The following is a 15,746-nucleotide window of genomic DNA, read 5'->3' on the forward strand; positions in this document are numbered from 1 at the left end:
GCCATGACCGCCTCGACCAACATCGGCGCGAATCTCGACGTCGCGCCGCAACCCGATGCGGGCGCCGCGCGCGCGGGGTTCGCGCTCGGCCTGCCGCCGCGCGCCGCGCTCCTGCCGCGTAACGGATGGCTCGCGCTGATCGCGCTCATCATCGCGATGGGCATCTTCGTGCCGGTCAGCGCGCTCGTGCTGCCCGAGACGAGCACGTTCCATCTGTCCGCCTATGCGATGACGCTCATCGGCAAGCTCATGTGCTATGCGATCGGCGCGCTCGCGCTCGATCTCGTGTGGGGTTACTGCGGCATCCTGAGCCTCGGCCATGCGCTCTTTTTCGCGCTCGGCGGCTACGCGATGGGCATGTACCTGATGCGCTCGATCGGCCGCGAAGGCACGTATCAGAGCGACCTGCCCGACTTCATGGTGTTTCTCGACTGGCACAAGCTGCCGTGGTACTGGGAAGGCACGGAGCATCTCTGGTACGCGTTGCTGCTCGTCGTGCTCGTGCCCGGCGTGCTCGCGTGGCTGTTCGGTTTCTTCACGTTCCGCTCGCGCGTGAAAGGCGTGTATCTGTCGATCATCACGCAGGCCATGACCTTCGCCGCGATGCTGCTCTTCTATCGCAATGAAACGGGCTTCGGCGGCAACAACGGCTTCACGGATTTCAAGCGCATCGCGGGCTTCTCCGTCACGCATCCGGGTACGCGCACGGCGTTGTTTCTCATCACGTTCGCCGTGCTCGTGCTCGCGTTTCTCGCGGCGCGCTGGATCGTCACGTCGAAGCTCGGGCGCGTCGTCACCGGCGTGCGCGACGGCGAAGCGCGTCTGATGTTTCTCGGCTACAGCCCGCTCGCGTACAAGCTCTTCATCTGGACCGTGTCGGCCGTGCTGTGCGGCATCGCGGGGGCGTTGTACGTGCCGCAGGTCGGCATCATCAATCCGAGCGAGATGTCGCCGGCAAATTCGATAGAAATGGCCATCTGGGTAGCGGTCGGCGGACGCGGCACGTTGATCGGCCCGATCATCGGCGCGTTTGCGGTGAACGGCGCGAAGAGCTTTTTCACCGCATACTTCGCGGAGTACTGGCTGTTCTTCCTCGGCCTCATCTTCACGCTCGTGCCCTTGCTTCTGCCGAACGGCATCATGGGTCTCATCGATCTCGCGCGCCGCAAGAAGACCGCTGGAGATTGCGCAGAATGACCGCACACCATGCTTTGATCGTCGACCTTCCGCCGATTCCGCCCCCGCCGGATTCGCCCGAATCGAATCACAAGAACATCAACGTCATCTCGGGGCTGGGCCATGTGCTCGCGCCCGGTGAGATCGACGTATCGCACGGCACGATTCTCTATCTCGAGGACGTCACCGTGAGCTTCGATGGCTTTCGCGCATTGAACAAGCTGGCGTTGTCCATCGACGTGGGCGAGTTGCGCTGCGTGATCGGCCCGAACGGCGCGGGCAAGACGACGATGATGGACGTCATTACCGGCAAGACGCGCCCCGATGACGGCAAGGTCTTTCTCGGCCAGACGCTCGATCTCACGCGCATGTCGGAGCCGGTGATCGCGCGCACGGGCATCGGCCGCAAATTCCAAAAGCCGACTGTGTTCGAGAACCATCCCGTGTGGGAAAACCTCGAACTCGCGATGAAGACCGACAAGCGCTGGTTTGCATCTCTGCGCGCGCGGCTGGATCGGCAGGCACAGGCGCGCATCGAGGAAACACTGGAGCTGATTCGATTGCAGCATCAGGCGACGCGGCTCGCGGGGGAGCTTTCGCATGGACAGAAGCAGCGGCTCGAAATCGGCATGTTGCTGATGCAGCAGCCTGCTCTTTTGCTCCTCGATGAGCCTGCCGCAGGCATGACCGATCACGAGACGATGGAACTCGCCGAGCTTCTGAACAAGCTGCGCGGATCGTGTTCGATGATGGTCGTCGAGCATGATATGGAGTTCGTTGCTGCGCTTGCTGGCGACAGTGGCAAGGTCACTGTGATGGCTGAAGGACGGGTTCTCGCTGAAGGAACATTGGATGATGTCAAGCGGGACGAGGCCGTTATTGAGTCTTATCTCGGGCGGTGATTTGTTTGTTGCCGCGGGCTTTCGTTTGGCGCAAGCCCGACATGCTAACGGGATCCAGCGAAACGAAACCCCAACAGAAAGCAGGCCAAAATGCTAGAAGTCGAAGACCTGAACCAGTACTACGGCGGCAGTCACATCCTCCGCGATGTGAAGATGACCGTGCCCGACGGCGAGCTCACGGTGCTGCTCGGCCGCAACGGCGTCGGCAAGACGACACTGCTGCGCTGTCTGATGGGCGTCGTGCCGACCAAAAGCGGCACCATCAACTGGCGCGGCAACAAGATCTCGTCGATGCCAACTCACGCGCGTGTCGCGAACGGCCTCGCCTACGTGCCGCAGGGACGCGACATCTTCGGGCGTCTCACCGTGGAAGAGAACCTGCTGGTCGGCGCAGCGAGCCGAAAAGCGCCATCGAAGATTCCTGATCGCATCTACGATCTCTTCCCCGTCCTCAGAGACATGAAAAACCGCAGAGGCGGCGATCTCTCGGGCGGTCAGCAACAACAGCTCGCAATCGGCCGCGCGCTGATGAGCGAGCCGCAACTGCTCATCCTCGATGAACCGACCGAGGGCATCCAGCCGTCTATCATCCGCGACATCGGCCGCACGCTGCGACAGCTCGTCGATGAAATGGGCATGACCGTGCTGCTCGTCGAGCAGTATTACGACTTCGCACGCGAGCTCGCCGATCGCTACTGGGTGATGAGTCGCGGCGAAATCGTCGCGGGCGGCGCGGGCTCCGAGATGGACGAGCATGGAGTGCGCGAGCTGATCGCCGTATGATGACGATTCCCTCTCCATCGCGCATATCGCTTCTTTTTCATGCTTCTTGAATCGCACGCGACGCTCGTCAATCCGAACACATGGCGCGGCTCGCTCGAACTCGGCTACGCGCATCAGCATGGCCGCACCGTTTGCGTTCATCGCAAGCACGAAGGACCGTTGAGGCTGCAACGGCCGCTCTATCCCGAAGGCGATATCTGTCACTCGGTGATCGTGCATCCGCCGGGCGGCGTGGCGGGCGGCGACCGCCTGTCCATCGACGTGCGCCTTGATGAGCACACGCACGCCGTCATCACGACGCCCGGCGCGACCAAATGGTACAAGGCCAACGGCAAGCTCGCGACGCAGCGCGTCGATATAGCTCTCGCGGCGCACGCGAAGCTCGACTGGCTACCGCAAAACAACATCCTGTTCGAGTCGTCGAACGTGGAACTTGAATTCAATCTCACACTCGATGAAGGCGCGAGCGCGATCGGCTGGGACGCGATGCTGCTCGGCCGCGCCGCCGCCGGCGAAAAGTGGACGCAAGGACACATCAAGGCGATATCGCGCATTACGCGGCGTGACGGCTCGACGCTCTGGTTCGAGCGCACGCTGCTCGATGCAAACGATCCGCTGCGCGATGCCGCGCAAGGACTCGCCGGCTTTCCCGCCTACGGCACGCTGTGGGCGATCGGCCCCGCTTGCGACGATGCCCTCGCCGAAGCCCTCACCGCGCAACTGCCCTTCGATGATGACCTGCGCGCCGGCGCATCGTGCGTCGGACCGGGCGTCTTGATCGTGCGCGCGATCAGCCGCTCGATGGAGCCGCTCCAGAACACGCTCACCGATTGCTGGACGCGCCTTCGTCCCGTCGTGCATGGCGTCGATGCGCGGCCTTTGCGTTTGTGGACTACCTAGTACGCACCAGCGCAGCGCATCGGATTGCACACCCGTTGTGCGCGACGACAGGCTCGCAACCGGCAAACGCAGGCGATACAACGAATAGACATCGATGGCACGACTCTCGCTTTAAGCCTCGGCTCGAGAGCCGCGCCTTCCAATGCGGCCGTTCAAGACCGAAGGATCATCGATGCTCACCACGTTTTCCCGCGCGCGACGCACCGCACTCGTCGCGTTGCTGCTTTCCCTCGCGCCCTTCGCCGCGCACGCCGACGCCCTCGACACCATCGCCAGGAACGGCACATTGCGCGTCGCCGTGCCCGAGGACTATCCGCCTTTCGGCTCGGTCGGCGCGGACATGAAGCCGCAAGGCTACGACGTCGACATGGCCGCGTTGCTCGCCAAATCGATGAACGTGAAGCTCGAACTCGTGCCCGTGAACAGCGCGAACCGCATTCCGTATCTCACGACCAACAAGGTCGATCTCGTGATCTCGTCGCTCGGCAAGACGCCGGAACGCGAGAAGGTGCTCGATTTCTCCACCCCTTATGCGCCCTACTTCCAGGGCGTGTTCGGCCCGACCGACATCAAGGTGAGCAGCCCCGCCGATCTCACCGGCAAGACCGTCGGCGCGACGCGCGGCGCGCTGGAAGAAATCGCGCTGTCGCAGATGGCACCGAACGCGACCATCAAGCGCTTCGAGGACAACAACGCGACCATCTCCGCGTTTCTCTCGGGACAGGTGCAACTGATCGCGGCGGGCAACATCGTCGCGGCCGCGATCCTTGCGAAGAATCCGCCGCGCCGGCCGGAAGCGAAGTTCATCATCAAGGATTCGCCCTGCTTCGTCGGCATGAACAAGAACGAGCCGCGCCTGATGACCAAGGTCGACGACACCATCGCGCAGGCAAAAAAGGACGGCACGCTCAACACGATGTCGAAGAAGTGGTTCAACCAGCCGCTGCCCGCGAGCCTTTGATCAAGAGCGCGGCAACGTATGGCCTATGAACTTCAATTCGCCGATCTCGCGCAGTACGCGGGCATGTTCGCGAGCGGCGCGGCGACGACGCTCGCACTGACCGCCGTGTCGACGGCGCTCGGCGTGTCGGTCGGCGTACTCGGTGCCGCCGCGCGCGACAGCCGGCAAGCGTGGCTCGCCGCGATCGTCGGCGGTTATGTCGAGGCGGTGCGCAATACGCCGTTCATCGTGCAACTGTTCTTCGTGTTCTTCGGCCTGCCCGCGCTCGGCATTCACCTGAGCGAATACGTCGCGGCCATTCTTGCGATGACGCTCAATCTCGGCGCGTACTCGATCGAAATCATCCGCGCAGGCATCGCGGCCGTGCCGAAGGGGCATCACGAAGCGGCGGCGTCGCTGGCCATGTCGCGCGGCGAGACGTTTCGCCATGTCGTGCTGCCGCAGGCGCTCGCGAAGGTGTTTCCCGCGCTCACCAGCCAGATCGTCATCACGATGCTCGGCTCCGCCGTGGTATCGCAGATCTCGGTGCCGGACCTCACCTACGCCGCGAGCTATATTCAGTCACGCAACTTCCGCGCCTTCGAAACGTGCTTCTTCATTACGGCTGCGTATCTCGTGATGGCGCTCGTGTTGCGCACCGCGTTGAACGCGACGGGCAAGCGCTTTCTGATGAGCAACCGGAGCGCAGCGCGATGATCGAGTTCACCCTCGCGCAAATCGTCGAGAACCTGTTGCTCGCGGCGCGCTGGACCGTCGTGCTGTCGATCGTGTCATTCGTGCTGGGCGGCATCGTCGGCTTCGCGCTGCTCGTGATGCGCGTCTCGGGTTCGCACCTGCTGCGCACGCTCGTCAAGGCGTACATCCAGATCTTTCAGGGCACGCCCCTGCTGATGCAACTGTTCCTCGTGTTCTTCGGCCTGCCGCTGCTCGGCATCGAGGTTTCGCCGTGGCTCGCCGCGACGGTCGGTCTCACGCTCTTCACGAGCGCCTATCTCGCGGAAATCTGGCGCGGCGCGGTCGAAGCGGTGCCGAAGGGACAATGGGAAGCGTCATCCAGTCTCGCGATGAGCTACTTCGAGCAGCTTCGACACGTGGTCCTGCCGCAGGCGACACGCATCGCGGTCGGTCCGACGGTCGGCTTCGCGGTGCAGGCGGTGAAGGACACGGCGCTCGTATCGATCATCGGCTTCACGGAACTCACGAAGGCCGGCACGATGATTTCGAACGCGACTTTCCGGCCGTTCCTCGTCTATGGGCTCGTCGCCATCATCTACTTCGTGCTTTGCTATCCGTTGACGCGCTATGCGCGCACGCTCGAAAGGAAATGGAATGCCGCTCGTTGAAACCCGCAATCTTCACAAGCAGTTCGGCGCGAATCAGGTGCTGAAGGGAATCGACTTTGCCGTCGAGCGCGGTCAGGTCGTGTCGATCATCGGGCGCAGCGGCTCGGGAAAGAGCACGCTGTTGCGCACGTTGAACGGGCTCGAAAGCATCGACGAAGGTTCGATCGAAATCGATGGCGAGCATATCGATGCGCGTCATGCCGACCTGCGCGCGCTGCGTCTGAAGGTCGGCATGGTGTTTCAGCAATACAACCTCTTTCCGCATCTGACCGCGGGAGAGAACGTGATGCTCGCGCAGACCGTGGTCAGGAAGATCCACAAGGCGAAGGCGCGCGCGACCGCGCATACTGTGCTCGAGCGCGTCGGTCTCGGCGACAAGTTCGACGCCTATCCCGATCAGCTTTCCGGCGGCCAGCAGCAGCGCGTGGCGATCGCGCGCGCGCTCGCGATGAAGCCGACCGTCCTGCTCTGCGACGAGATCACGTCGGCGCTCGATCCGGAACTCGTCGGCGAAGTGCTCGCGGTCGTCGAAGATCTCGCGCGCGACGGCATGACGCTCATCATGGTCACGCACGAGATGCGCTTCGCACGCAAGGTGAGCGACAAGGTCGTGTTCATGCATCAGGGACGCGTGTGGGAATCGGGGGCGCCGGAAGCCATTTTCGAAAAGCCCTCGAGCGTCGAGCTGCAGCGCTTCATCCAGTGACATGCAAGCTCTCCGAAAGCCCGTCCGATGCTAGCATTGCAAGGCCCGAAACGCCTTTCTCCGTAAAAGAAGCTCATGAAACTCACGCCCCGAGAAAAGGACAAGCTGCTGATCTTCACCGCAGCATTGCTCGCCGAACGCCGCCGCGCGCGCGGCCTCAAGCTCAATCATCCGGAAGCGGTCGCATTCATTTCGGCCGCATTGATGGAAGCCGCGCGCGACGGCAGGACGGTCGCCGAAGTCATGCACTACGGCACCACGCTTCTCACGCGCGACGACGTGATGGAAGGGGTGCCGGAGATGATTCCCGACATCCAGATCGAAGCGACTTTCCCCGATGGCACGAAGCTCGTGACGGTTCATCATCCGATCCCTTAAGAACATGATCCCCGGCGAATACTTCATCGACGATGGCGAGCACGAACTCAACGCGGGACGCGAGACCGTGACGGTCGTCGTCGCGAATCATGGCGACCGTCCCGTGCAGGTCGGCTCGCATTTTCACTTCTACGAAGTCAACGCGGCACTGAAGTTCGAACGCGAGAAGGCGCGCGGCTTTCGGCTGAACATCGCGGCGGGCACGGCCGTGCGCTTCGAGCCGGGACAGGAGCGCACCATCGAGCTCGTCGCGCTCGCAGGCGACCGGCACGTCTACGGCTTCAATGGCCTCGTGATGGGCCCACTCTGAACAGGACATCGAAAACATGACGCTACGCATCGGCCGCCGCGCTTATGCTGAAATGTTCGGCCCGACCACCGGCGACCGCGTGCGCCTCGCCGACACCGATCTCATCATCGAAGTCGAGCGCGACTTCACCACCTACGGCGAAGAAGTGAAATTCGGCGGCGGCAAGGTGATTCGCGACGGCATGGGCCAGTCGCAACGCCCCGCCGCCGAGGTCGTCGATACGGTCGTGACGAACGCGCTGATCCTCGATCACTGGGGCATCGTGAAAGCCGATATCGGCATCAAGGGCGGACGCGTCTTCGCGATCGGCAAGGCGGGCAATCCCGACATCCAGCCGAACGTGAGCATCGCGATCGGCGCGGCGACCGAAGTGATCGCGGGCGAAGGCATGATCGTCACCGCGGGCGGCGTCGATACGCATATCCACTTCATCAGCCCGCAGCAGATCGACGAAGCGCTCGCGAGCGGCGTGACGACGATGCTCGGCGGGGGCACCGGACCCGCGACCGGCACCAACGCGACGACCTGCACGCCAGGCCCCTGGCACATGGAGCGCATGCTGCAGGCCGCCGATGGCTGGCCGGTCAATCTAGGCTTTCTCGGCAAGGGCAACGCGAGCCTGCCCGGGCCGCTGATCGAACAGGTGAAAGCGGGCGCGATCGGCCTGAAGCTTCACGAGGACTGGGGCACGACGCCCGCCGCGATCGACAATTGCCTGTCGGTGGCCGACGACACCGACACGCAAGTCGCCATCCACACCGACACGCTCAACGAAGCGGGCTTCGTCGAGACGACCATCGCCGCGTTCAAGGGCCGCACGATCCACACGTATCACACCGAAGGCGCGGGCGGCGGCCATGCGCCGGACATCATCAAGGTGGCGGGCGAATCGAACGTGCTGCCCTCTTCCACCAATCCGACGCGCCCCTACACCGTCAACACGCTCGACGAGCATCTCGACATGCTGATGGTGTGCCATCACCTCGATCCGTCGATTGCGGAGGACATCGCGTTCGCGGAATCGCGCATTCGCCGCGAGACGATCGCGGCCGAAGACATCCTGCACGATCTCGGCGCGTTGTCGATGCTGTCGTCCGATTCGCAGGCGATGGGCCGCGTCGGCGAAGTCATCATTCGCACCTGGCAGACGGCGCACAAGATGAAGGTGCAGCGCGGCGCGCTCGCCGAAGACAATGCGCGCAACGACAATTTCCGCGCGAAGCGATATGTGGCGAAGTACACGATCAATCCGGCGATCACGCATGGCATCGCGCATGAAGTCGGTTCCATCGAGCCGGGCAAATGGGCCGATCTCGTGTTCTGGGAGCCCGCGTTCTTCGGCGTGAAGCCCGCGATGATCGTCAAGGGCGGCATGATCGCGGTCGCGCAGATGGGCGACCCGAACGCGTCCATTCCGACGCCGCAGCCGGTGCATTACCGCGAGATGTTCGCGACGCGCGGCGGCGCGCTCGGCAAGACGTCGCTGACCTTCGTGTCGCAGCTCGCGGCGGAATCGCGCATCGCGGATCGTTACGGCCTCAACAAGCAGATCGTCGCGGTGAAGAACTGCCGCAATGTGACCAAGGCCGACATGATTCACAATGCATGGCAGCCGTCCATCAGCGTCGATCCGCAGACCTATCAGGTGATCGCCGATGGGCAATTGCTCACATGCGATCCCGCCACCGTTCTGCCGATGGCGCAGCGCTATTTTCTGTTCTGAGTCTTCATGCGTACCATCGACAAACGTCTGACCGCCAAGCTCGCGCCCGTGCTCGTCAAGCGCGCGCCTACCCTCACCCTGCCTTTCGATGCGCGCGGCAAGAGCCGTCTCGCCGCCACGCTCGACAACGGCGAGGAAGTCGCCCTCGTGATGCCGCGCGGCACCGTGCTCGCGGACGGCGACATGCTCGTCGCGGATGACGGCGGCTTCGTGCGCGTGGTCGCGGCAACGCAGGACGTGCTCGTCGTGCGCGCGCCGAGCGTGCGGCTATTGACGCGTGCCGCTTATCACCTCGGCAATCGCCATACGCCAGTGGAAGTCGGCGCGGACTATCTCAAGCTCGAAGCGGATCCCGTGCTCGAAGACATGCTGAAGCGCCTGGGCGTGCTCGTCGCGCATGAATCGCAGCCGTTCCAGCCCGAAACCGGCGCATACGGCGGCGGTCACAAGCACGGCCACGACGAGACGTTCAGCGAAGACTACGCGCTCGCGCAAAAGGTCTTCGACGAGCATCACGGGCATGATCATTCGCACGATCACGACCATGCTCACGATCACTCGTCGTGCGGTCACGATCATCACCATCATCACGGTCATGCGCATCGCTGAACTCACGGCGCTTATGCATCTCGCGTCGCCGGCGCTGCCGATCGGTGCGTTCAGCTATTCGCAGGGACTCGAAGCGGCGATCGAGCACGGCCTGGTCCACGACGGCGACAGCGCGCGCGACTGGATCGCGAGCGGCTTGAGCACCGTGCTCGCGCGTGGCGAACTGCCGTTGCTCGCGCATCAGATCGAGCATTGGCGTTCGCACGACGAAGCCGCGTTGAGAGCGGCGAACGATGAATACATCGCGAGCCGCGAATCGGCGGAACTGAGACGCGAAACCGAGCAGATGGGCTGGTCGCTCGCGCAGTTGTGCGCATCGCTCGAATGGGGCGACGCATCGCCCCGCGCGACGCTCGCCGCGATCAAACCCATCGCGCAACCGAGCGCGTTCGCCTTCGCCGCGTTCGCGCACGATGCGACGGCGGAAGCAGCGCTCGCCGCCTACGCGTTCAGCTGGGTCGAGAATCAGGCGGCCGCCGCGCTCAAGGCCGTGCCGCTCGGCCAGCTCGCGGGGCAGCGCATCATCGTCGCGTTGCGCGAGCCGATCGACGCCGCCGTGCGCCGCGCGCTCGATACATCGCCCGAACGGGTCAACACCTTCGCGCCGCAACTCGGCATCTTGTCCGCGCGGCATGAATCGCAATACTCGCGGCTCTTCCGCTCCTGAACCGGTATTTTCATGAACACTCCCGCTTATTCTTCCGCCGCCCGCCGAACCAAGAAACTGCCGCCGTTGCGCGTCGGCGTCGGCGGCCCGGTCGGTTCCGGCAAGACCACGCTGCTCGAAATGCTCTGCAAGGCGATGCGCGACAAGTACGATCTCGTCGCCATCACCAACGATATCTATACGAAGGAAGATCAGCGCCTGCTCACGGTCGCGGGCGCGCTGCCCGCCGAGCGCATCATGGGCGTCGAGACGGGCGGCTGTCCGCATACGGCGATCCGCGAGGATGCGTCGATCAATCTCGAGGCCGTCGATCGCATGGTGTCGAAGTTTCCGGACGCCGATATCGTGTTCATCGAATCCGGCGGCGACAACCTCGCGGCGACCTTCAGCCCGGAACTCTCCGACCTGACTATCTATGTGATCGATGTGGCGGGCGGCGAGAAGATTCCGCGCAAGGGCGGCCCTGGCATCACGAAGTCGGATCTGCTCGTGATCAACAAGACCGACCTCGCGCCTCATGTCGGCGCGAATCTCGACATCATGGCGAGCGACGCGAGGAAGATGCGCGGCGAGCGGCCCTTCGTCATGTGCAATCTGAAGGCGCTCGACGGGCTCGATGAAGTCGTCGGCTTCATCGAGAAGAAGGGACTGCTGCTCGCGTAAGACGCGCTAGGCCAGCGCAATCGAGTTCGATATCGAGACCGTGTTCTCACCCACCTGCACGAAATCGCGCTTCATCTCGACGTGCCATTTGAGGAAGTTGCGGCTGTTCGATTCGCCGGGAAGCATCCAGTCGTGCAACTCGATCACGACGACCGGGAACATGTTCAGGGCATCGCAATGGCGCGAAAACAGGTCCGATTCCGCGCCTTCGATATCGATCTTGAGAATGAACGGCGTCACGCCGGATGCCGGCATCACGTCTTCGAGCGTCAGCGCGTCGACGGCATACCCATTTTCCATGGGCCGGTCGGCCGTGCGGAAGGCCCATTCACCCGCGCCCGGATCGTTGAGATACAGCGTGCCGCGCGTGGCCGCGATCGCGGCGTTCAGCGGCGTGATCGCAGGAAAGGCCTCCGCGTTTTTCTTGAGCAGCGCAAAATTCGATACATCCGGCTCGATGGCGACGATCTTTGCCTTTGGATACGTGAGCGCGTACCACACCGCAGCGGCGCCGATATTGGCGCCCGCATCGACGATCAGCGGATTTTCGCAAGCCTCATAGAACGCCGCGATCTCCTTCGCGCGGCTGAGATGATCCGTGGCGTACTGGCGCAGAAAGAAGATCTGCTTGCAAACCGAGCGATCCGCGAGGCAAGGCCGATATTCGAAGCGCCTGTTGCCCGGGAGCACGAGACCGTGCGTGCCGTATCGGACGCTGCCCCATGCATCGGTTGCTATGTGGCGGGGCCGCAGCAGGCGCAAGAGGCCTGGCGGAATCATGTCTTTGACGACGGACCTGATGAAATCTTGCATGCGCGTCCTCGAAAGAAGCTTGGCAGCATGTTCGCAGGCGTCCGGCCTATGGATGTGCGTTCGACGCGGCCGGGTGGAGGTTCAGTATCCCTCTAACCTTTCCGGCGTTCAACCCTCGAATTGTCAGCGGAATAAGGGTTAAGGTCAGATGATTGACCGAAGAACCGCAGGTCAAGGCACCACCGACGCGATGACGAAATCACTTCGCCGCGTCGCTTTCCTCTTCGAGCAATGCGCTCAGCACGCTCACCGTTCGCTGCGTCGCGCCGCGATGCCTCGCTGCGAAAGCCGACGCGGCCGCGCTCATCGAAAGCCGCCTTGCCTTGTCGCCGAAAATCTCGCGCAGCCCGCGCGCGAGTTCCTGCGGGTCCTGCACACGCAGTGCGGCGCCTGCCGCGATTGCATCGTTGGTCGCCTGCGTGAAATTGAACGTATGCGGCCCGATCAGCACCGGCACGCCCGCCGCGCACGCTTCAATCAGATTCTGCCCGCCGAGCGGCAACAGGCTCCCGCCGATGAACGCGAGATCCGCCGCGGCGTAATACGCGCCGAGTTCGCCCATCGAATCGCCGAGCAGGACCTGCACGCTTTCCGGCAGCGGTTCGGGCACATCCGCGCCCGATCCCGCCGCCGCAGGCTTCGGCGCCCACACCGAACGGCGCGCGCTCGTCAGACCCAGGCTCGCGATCAGCGCCGACACTTCATCGAACCGCTGCGGGTGACGCGGCACCAGAATCAGCAACGCATGGGGCACATTGAGCGCCGCGAACGCGCGCAGCACGAGCGTCTCCTCGCCCTCGCGCGTGCTCGCCGCGACCCACACCGGCCGCTCGCCGATCGCCGAGCGCCACGCCTGACCGCGCGCGACCAGTTCGGGCGGCGCGGTCATATCGAACTTCAGATTGCCGAGCACCGCGACATTGCGCGCGCCGAGCGCGGTGAGCCGCTCGGCGTCGGACGGAGTCTGCGCGAGCACGCGCGAAAAGCCGCCGAACACTTCGCGCACCGCGCGCCCGAACTTCGCCGCGCGCCGATACGACCGCTCCGACATGCGCGCGTTCGTCAGCACGAGCGGCACGTCGCCGCGCTTGCATTCGTCGATGAGCGTCGGCCAGACTTCCGTCTCCATCACGATGCCGAGCGACGGACGCCATGCGCGCAGGAAGCGCCGCACGAGAACGGGCAAATCGTAGGGGAGATAGCTGCGCGACACGCGATCGCCGAACAGTTCGAGGCCCGTCGCGCGGCCGCTCGGCGTCATGTGCGTGAGCAGCACGCGGGCTTCCGGATGCGCCTTCATCAATGCGTCGATGAGCGGTTGCGCCGCGCGCGTCTCGCCGACCGATACCGCATGCACCCAGATGAGCGGCGCGAGATCGTCGGCGCGGCGGGCAGGGATATGTCCGAACCGCTCGCCGATATGCTCGCGGTAACCGCGCTCCTTGCGCGAGCGGATGTAGAGCCGCAGCACCGCGAGCGGCGCGACGATCCACCAGAGCGCCCGGTAGACGAGCCTCAGCACGGCAGCCGATGCGCCCGGGGAAGCGGCGCCGCTCAAACGAGCGCCCTGCCCTTCAGGCGCTCGAGAATGCCGAGCGGCGCGCATTCGGGGCGCACCATCGCCTTGACGGGCAAAAAGAAGGTCTGCTCCATCATGAACTGGCCGGACATCACCGCGTGCGATGTGTGATCGGAGAAGCAGACCCACACCGAGCCGGGCGGAAATGGCATCGTCTCCTGCGGCGCAGTCTTCTGATAGTCGAGATCGGCCTTCATCGCGTCATGCAGATGCAGCATCAGATGGTCGTATTCGCTACGCGGCGACTTCGTGATGTGCAGCAGATTCATGAGCCACGCCGAACCGGGCATCTGCGTCTTGATGCCGGGCAGGAAGCGCTTGGCCATGTCCTCGAACGGTTCGCCGACACGCCACACGCGCGGCGCTCCTTTCGGGTTGACGTTCGTGAACACGCGCAGGATGCGCTCGCCGTAGTTCGGGCGCGACGGAAAAGCATCGACGTGCAGGCGGCTGTCGTCCTTGCGCCAGGATGTCTCGCGCGTTTCGACCTGATGCAGCCGCAGGCTCGTGGGCGCGACGCGCAGCTTGCCGTCGTATTCGGGAAAGAGGCCGTCGACGAGCGAGCGCGCATGATCCTGATAACGCTTGATGAGCGAGCGCACCGCCGATTGCATCACGCTATCGCCGAGCACGCCGTTCAACGCGCCGCCGTTGGGCGCGAGACTGATGTTCTTGCGTTTGGGGTCCGCGATCTTCGGATCGAGCAGCGCGAGTTCGCCGCCTTCGATCGGAAAACGCAGATTGGGGAAATACAGCACCTTGCCGTTTTCGACGCCGGCCAGGAGCGTCTCGCGCGGCACGGAGAGATTCTTTCCCTGCCAATCGCCAGACGCGACTTCGATAATTTGAGATTCCGTCATGTGTCTACGACCTTGAGTTGCAAGCGCACGGCGCAGCGCACGATGAAAACGCCACAGCACGCTACAGCAGGCCGAAGCCCGCGAGCGCGGTCTTGACTTCGGAAAGCGTCGGATGCCGGCTCGCGTCGCCGAGATTGACCACCTGCGGCGACCAGTAGCCGCCGGTGCGCCATGCGGTCGAGAAATTGTACAACTCGACGGTCGGGCGCTTCAGCGCCGCGGCAATATGCACCAAGCCCGTATCGACGCCGACGGTCGCGGCGGCGCCGTCGATCAGTCCGACGACCGCGGGCAGCGAGAGCTTCGGCGGCACGATCGCGGCCGCGCCGAATTCTTTCGCGAGCTTTTCGCTCGTCGCGCGTTCGGCGTCGCTGCCCCAGGGCAACACGATCGACGCGCCGCGCGTGACGAGCGCCTGCCCGAGCTCGATCCATGCGGCTTCGGGCCATTGCTTGTCGGCGCGCGACGTGGCGTGCACGAACACGACATACGGCACCGGCAGATTCAGCGCAAGCTCGGAGACGGCGAGCGTCGCGCGCCGCGTGTCGAGGCCGAAGTCGATGTCGTCGGTCATCTGCGGCTTCGGCAGATCGAGCGCGGCCGCCACGAGTTGCCGCGTGCGCTCGACGACGTGGGTGCGCGGCTCGATCGGCACGCGGCGGTCGTAGAAGAAACGCACGGGCCATTCGTAGCCGGCGCCGTCGGTGCGATTGCCGAGCCCGACGAGCGGCCCGCGCGCCCAGCTCGCGACCCACGCGGTCTTGATAAGGCCCTGGCAGTCGATCACGAGATCGTATTTTTCGGCGGCGAGCTCGCGCTTGAACTTGCCGATCTCGCGCCAGTTCGCGGGCGACGTGAACGCCTTGCGCCAGCGCCTGAGCGAGAACGGGATCGCGCGACGCACGCCGTGCACCAGTTCGACGAGACCCGCGAAGCTTTCCTCGACGAGCCAGTCGATCCGTGCATCGGGATAGCGGCGGCGGATGTCGGCGATAGCCGGCATGTTGTGAACGACGTCGCCGAGCGACGACACGCGGACGATCAGGATCTTTTGCACGCTGTGGAGGGAAAGGCGCGGACGGCGCGGCGCAGTGAGCAGGAAAGGGGAGATTTTAGAGCGTGTCGGGGGAGTTTGGCTAAGAAATGCTTGCCCGCTGGGGGCGGCGTGCGGGGGGACTGGGCTTTTCCGCCGGATCCCGTTTTCTTGTTGGTTTATTAGCGTTGCCCCTATGCGGGGCGGCAGTCACTTTCTTTGCTGCTGCAAAGAAAGCAACTGTATTGAGAGTCAAGTGCTGGGTCACAAGTGATCGTGATGTGGGGGATTCCAGGGGGTGCGATCGCGCATCATGGCGTTGAGCTGAGTAAGGAGCTTG

At 63.9% G+C, this 15,746-nt stretch carries 18 protein-coding genes; 14 read left to right on the top strand and 4 right to left on the bottom strand.

Features of this window, described 5'->3' with window-relative positions:
* Window positions 1–3: 3 nt before the first annotated feature.
* The 14 genes from urtC (at window position 4) to ureG (ending at window position 11,121) form a co-directional block, all read left to right on the top strand.
* On the top strand, window positions 4–1,197 hold the full coding sequence (gene urtC / locus NCT32_RS10295; RefSeq protein WP_250490155.1) for an urea ABC transporter permease subunit UrtC: 1,194 nt from the start codon (window positions 4–6) through the stop codon (window positions 1,195–1,197).
* Window positions 1,194–2,078: an urea ABC transporter ATP-binding protein UrtD gene (gene urtD / locus NCT32_RS10300; RefSeq protein WP_250490156.1), complete on the top strand. Its 885-nt coding sequence runs from the start codon at window positions 1,194–1,196 to the stop codon at window positions 2,076–2,078. Before urtC ends, urtD begins: the two co-directional genes overlap by 4 nt.
* Window positions 2,079–2,168: 90 nt before the next feature.
* Window positions 2,169–2,861: an urea ABC transporter ATP-binding subunit UrtE gene (gene urtE, locus NCT32_RS10305; protein ID WP_250490157.1), complete on the top strand. Its 693-nt coding sequence runs from the start codon at window positions 2,169–2,171 to the stop codon at window positions 2,859–2,861.
* Window positions 2,862–2,900: 39 nt separating this feature from the next.
* On the top strand, window positions 2,901–3,761 hold the full coding sequence (locus tag NCT32_RS10310) for an urease accessory protein UreD (protein WP_250490158.1): 861 nt from the start codon (window positions 2,901–2,903) through the stop codon (window positions 3,759–3,761).
* Window positions 3,762–3,933: 172 nt separating this feature from the next.
* Entirely contained in the window at window positions 3,934–4,722 is a 789-nt protein-coding gene (locus tag NCT32_RS10315) for a transporter substrate-binding domain-containing protein (protein ID WP_250490159.1), read from the top strand.
* Between the two features lie 18 nt (window positions 4,723–4,740).
* Window positions 4,741–5,418, top strand: coding sequence for an amino acid ABC transporter permease (locus tag NCT32_RS10320; protein WP_250490160.1), 678 nt, complete (start codon window positions 4,741–4,743; stop codon window positions 5,416–5,418).
* Complete coding sequence (locus NCT32_RS10325) at window positions 5,415–6,065, top strand: amino acid ABC transporter permease (protein WP_061121132.1); 651 nt, start codon at window positions 5,415–5,417, stop codon at window positions 6,063–6,065. Before NCT32_RS10320 ends, NCT32_RS10325 begins: the two co-directional genes overlap by 4 nt.
* Window positions 6,052–6,771, top strand: a complete 720-nt coding sequence (locus tag NCT32_RS10330) for an amino acid ABC transporter ATP-binding protein (protein ID WP_250476947.1) — start codon at window positions 6,052–6,054, stop codon at window positions 6,769–6,771. The genes NCT32_RS10325 and NCT32_RS10330 overlap by 14 nt, the downstream gene beginning before the upstream one ends.
* Before the next feature lie 75 nt (window positions 6,772–6,846).
* Window positions 6,847–7,149, top strand: a complete 303-nt coding sequence (locus tag NCT32_RS10335) for an urease subunit gamma (protein ID WP_014192076.1) — start codon at window positions 6,847–6,849, stop codon at window positions 7,147–7,149.
* 4 nt (window positions 7,150–7,153) lie between these two features.
* The gene (locus tag NCT32_RS10340; RefSeq protein ID WP_250490161.1) at window positions 7,154–7,459 is read left to right on the top strand and encodes an urease subunit beta; all 306 of its coding nucleotides are present in this window, start codon (window positions 7,154–7,156) and stop codon (window positions 7,457–7,459) included.
* A 16-nt stretch (window positions 7,460–7,475) separates the two neighbouring features.
* On the top strand, window positions 7,476–9,182 hold the full coding sequence (gene ureC / locus NCT32_RS10345; RefSeq protein WP_061121129.1) for an urease subunit alpha: 1,707 nt from the start codon (window positions 7,476–7,478) through the stop codon (window positions 9,180–9,182).
* A 6-nt stretch (window positions 9,183–9,188) separates the two neighbouring features.
* Window positions 9,189–9,791: an urease accessory protein UreE gene (gene ureE / locus NCT32_RS10350; RefSeq protein WP_250476948.1), complete on the top strand. Its 603-nt coding sequence runs from the start codon at window positions 9,189–9,191 to the stop codon at window positions 9,789–9,791.
* A complete protein-coding gene (locus NCT32_RS10355; RefSeq protein WP_250490170.1) occupies window positions 9,778–10,458 on the top strand; it encodes an urease accessory protein UreF in 681 nt (226 codons plus the stop codon). The genes ureE and NCT32_RS10355 overlap by 14 nt, the downstream gene beginning before the upstream one ends.
* Window positions 10,459–10,470: 12 nt before the next feature.
* Entirely contained in the window at window positions 10,471–11,121 is a 651-nt protein-coding gene (gene ureG / locus NCT32_RS10360; RefSeq protein WP_061121126.1) for an urease accessory protein UreG, read from the top strand.
* A 6-nt stretch (window positions 11,122–11,127) separates the two neighbouring features.
* On the opposite strand, the gene NCT32_RS10365 is transcribed toward ureG, so the two are convergent.
* The 4 genes from NCT32_RS10365 to waaC form a co-directional block, all read right to left on the bottom strand.
* The gene (locus NCT32_RS10365) at window positions 11,128–11,934 is read right to left on the bottom strand and encodes an FkbM family methyltransferase (protein ID WP_250490162.1); all 807 of its coding nucleotides are present in this window, start codon (window positions 11,932–11,934) and stop codon (window positions 11,128–11,130) included.
* 199 nt (window positions 11,935–12,133) lie between these two features.
* Window positions 12,134–13,456 (bottom strand): lipid IV(A) 3-deoxy-D-manno-octulosonic acid transferase, encoded by a 1,323-nt coding sequence (gene waaA, locus NCT32_RS10370; RefSeq protein WP_250490171.1) that lies wholly within the window; start codon window positions 13,454–13,456, stop codon window positions 12,134–12,136.
* Window positions 13,457–13,488: 32 nt separating this feature from the next.
* Window positions 13,489–14,373 carry a Kdo hydroxylase family protein gene (locus tag NCT32_RS10375; protein ID WP_250490163.1) on the bottom strand — a complete coding sequence of 295 codons (885 nt, stop codon included), beginning with the start codon at window positions 14,371–14,373 and terminating at the stop codon, window positions 13,489–13,491.
* A 61-nt stretch (window positions 14,374–14,434) separates the two neighbouring features.
* A complete protein-coding gene (gene waaC, locus NCT32_RS10380; RefSeq protein WP_284508509.1) occupies window positions 14,435–15,376 on the bottom strand; it encodes a lipopolysaccharide heptosyltransferase I in 942 nt (313 codons plus the stop codon).
* Window positions 15,377–15,746: the final 370 nt, after the last annotated feature.

Source organism: Caballeronia sp. INML2 (assembly GCF_023631365.1).
GTDB lineage: Bacteria > Pseudomonadota > Gammaproteobacteria > Burkholderiales > Burkholderiaceae > Caballeronia > Caballeronia turbans.

Coding starts and splice junctions, on each gene's coding strand:
- urtC (WP_250490155.1), top strand. CDS start 4: ATGACCGCCTCGACCAACATCGGCGCGAATCTCGACGTCGCGCCGCAA.
- urtD (WP_250490156.1), top strand. CDS start 1,194: ATGACCGCACACCATGCTTTGATCGTCGACCTTCCGCCGATTCCGCCC.
- urtE (WP_250490157.1), top strand. CDS start 2,169: ATGCTAGAAGTCGAAGACCTGAACCAGTACTACGGCGGCAGTCACATC.
- NCT32_RS10310 (WP_250490158.1), top strand. CDS start 2,901: ATGCTTCTTGAATCGCACGCGACGCTCGTCAATCCGAACACATGGCGC.
- NCT32_RS10315 (WP_250490159.1), top strand. CDS start 3,934: ATGCTCACCACGTTTTCCCGCGCGCGACGCACCGCACTCGTCGCGTTG.
- NCT32_RS10320 (WP_250490160.1), top strand. CDS start 4,741: ATGGCCTATGAACTTCAATTCGCCGATCTCGCGCAGTACGCGGGCATG.
- NCT32_RS10325 (WP_061121132.1), top strand. CDS start 5,415: ATGATCGAGTTCACCCTCGCGCAAATCGTCGAGAACCTGTTGCTCGCG.
- NCT32_RS10330 (WP_250476947.1), top strand. CDS start 6,052: ATGCCGCTCGTTGAAACCCGCAATCTTCACAAGCAGTTCGGCGCGAAT.
- NCT32_RS10335 (WP_014192076.1), top strand. CDS start 6,847: ATGAAACTCACGCCCCGAGAAAAGGACAAGCTGCTGATCTTCACCGCA.
- NCT32_RS10340 (WP_250490161.1), top strand. CDS start 7,154: ATGATCCCCGGCGAATACTTCATCGACGATGGCGAGCACGAACTCAAC.
- ureC (WP_061121129.1), top strand. CDS start 7,476: ATGACGCTACGCATCGGCCGCCGCGCTTATGCTGAAATGTTCGGCCCG.
- ureE (WP_250476948.1), top strand. CDS start 9,189: ATGCGTACCATCGACAAACGTCTGACCGCCAAGCTCGCGCCCGTGCTC.
- NCT32_RS10355 (WP_250490170.1), top strand. CDS start 9,778: ATGCGCATCGCTGAACTCACGGCGCTTATGCATCTCGCGTCGCCGGCG.
- ureG (WP_061121126.1), top strand. CDS start 10,471: ATGAACACTCCCGCTTATTCTTCCGCCGCCCGCCGAACCAAGAAACTG.
- NCT32_RS10365 (WP_250490162.1), bottom strand. CDS start 11,934: ATGCAAGATTTCATCAGGTCCGTCGTCAAAGACATGATTCCGCCAGGC.
- NCT32_RS10375 (WP_250490163.1), bottom strand. CDS start 14,373: ATGACGGAATCTCAAATTATCGAAGTCGCGTCTGGCGATTGGCAGGGA.
- waaC (WP_284508509.1), bottom strand. CDS start 15,376: ATGCCGGCTATCGCCGACATCCGCCGCCGCTATCCCGATGCACGGATC.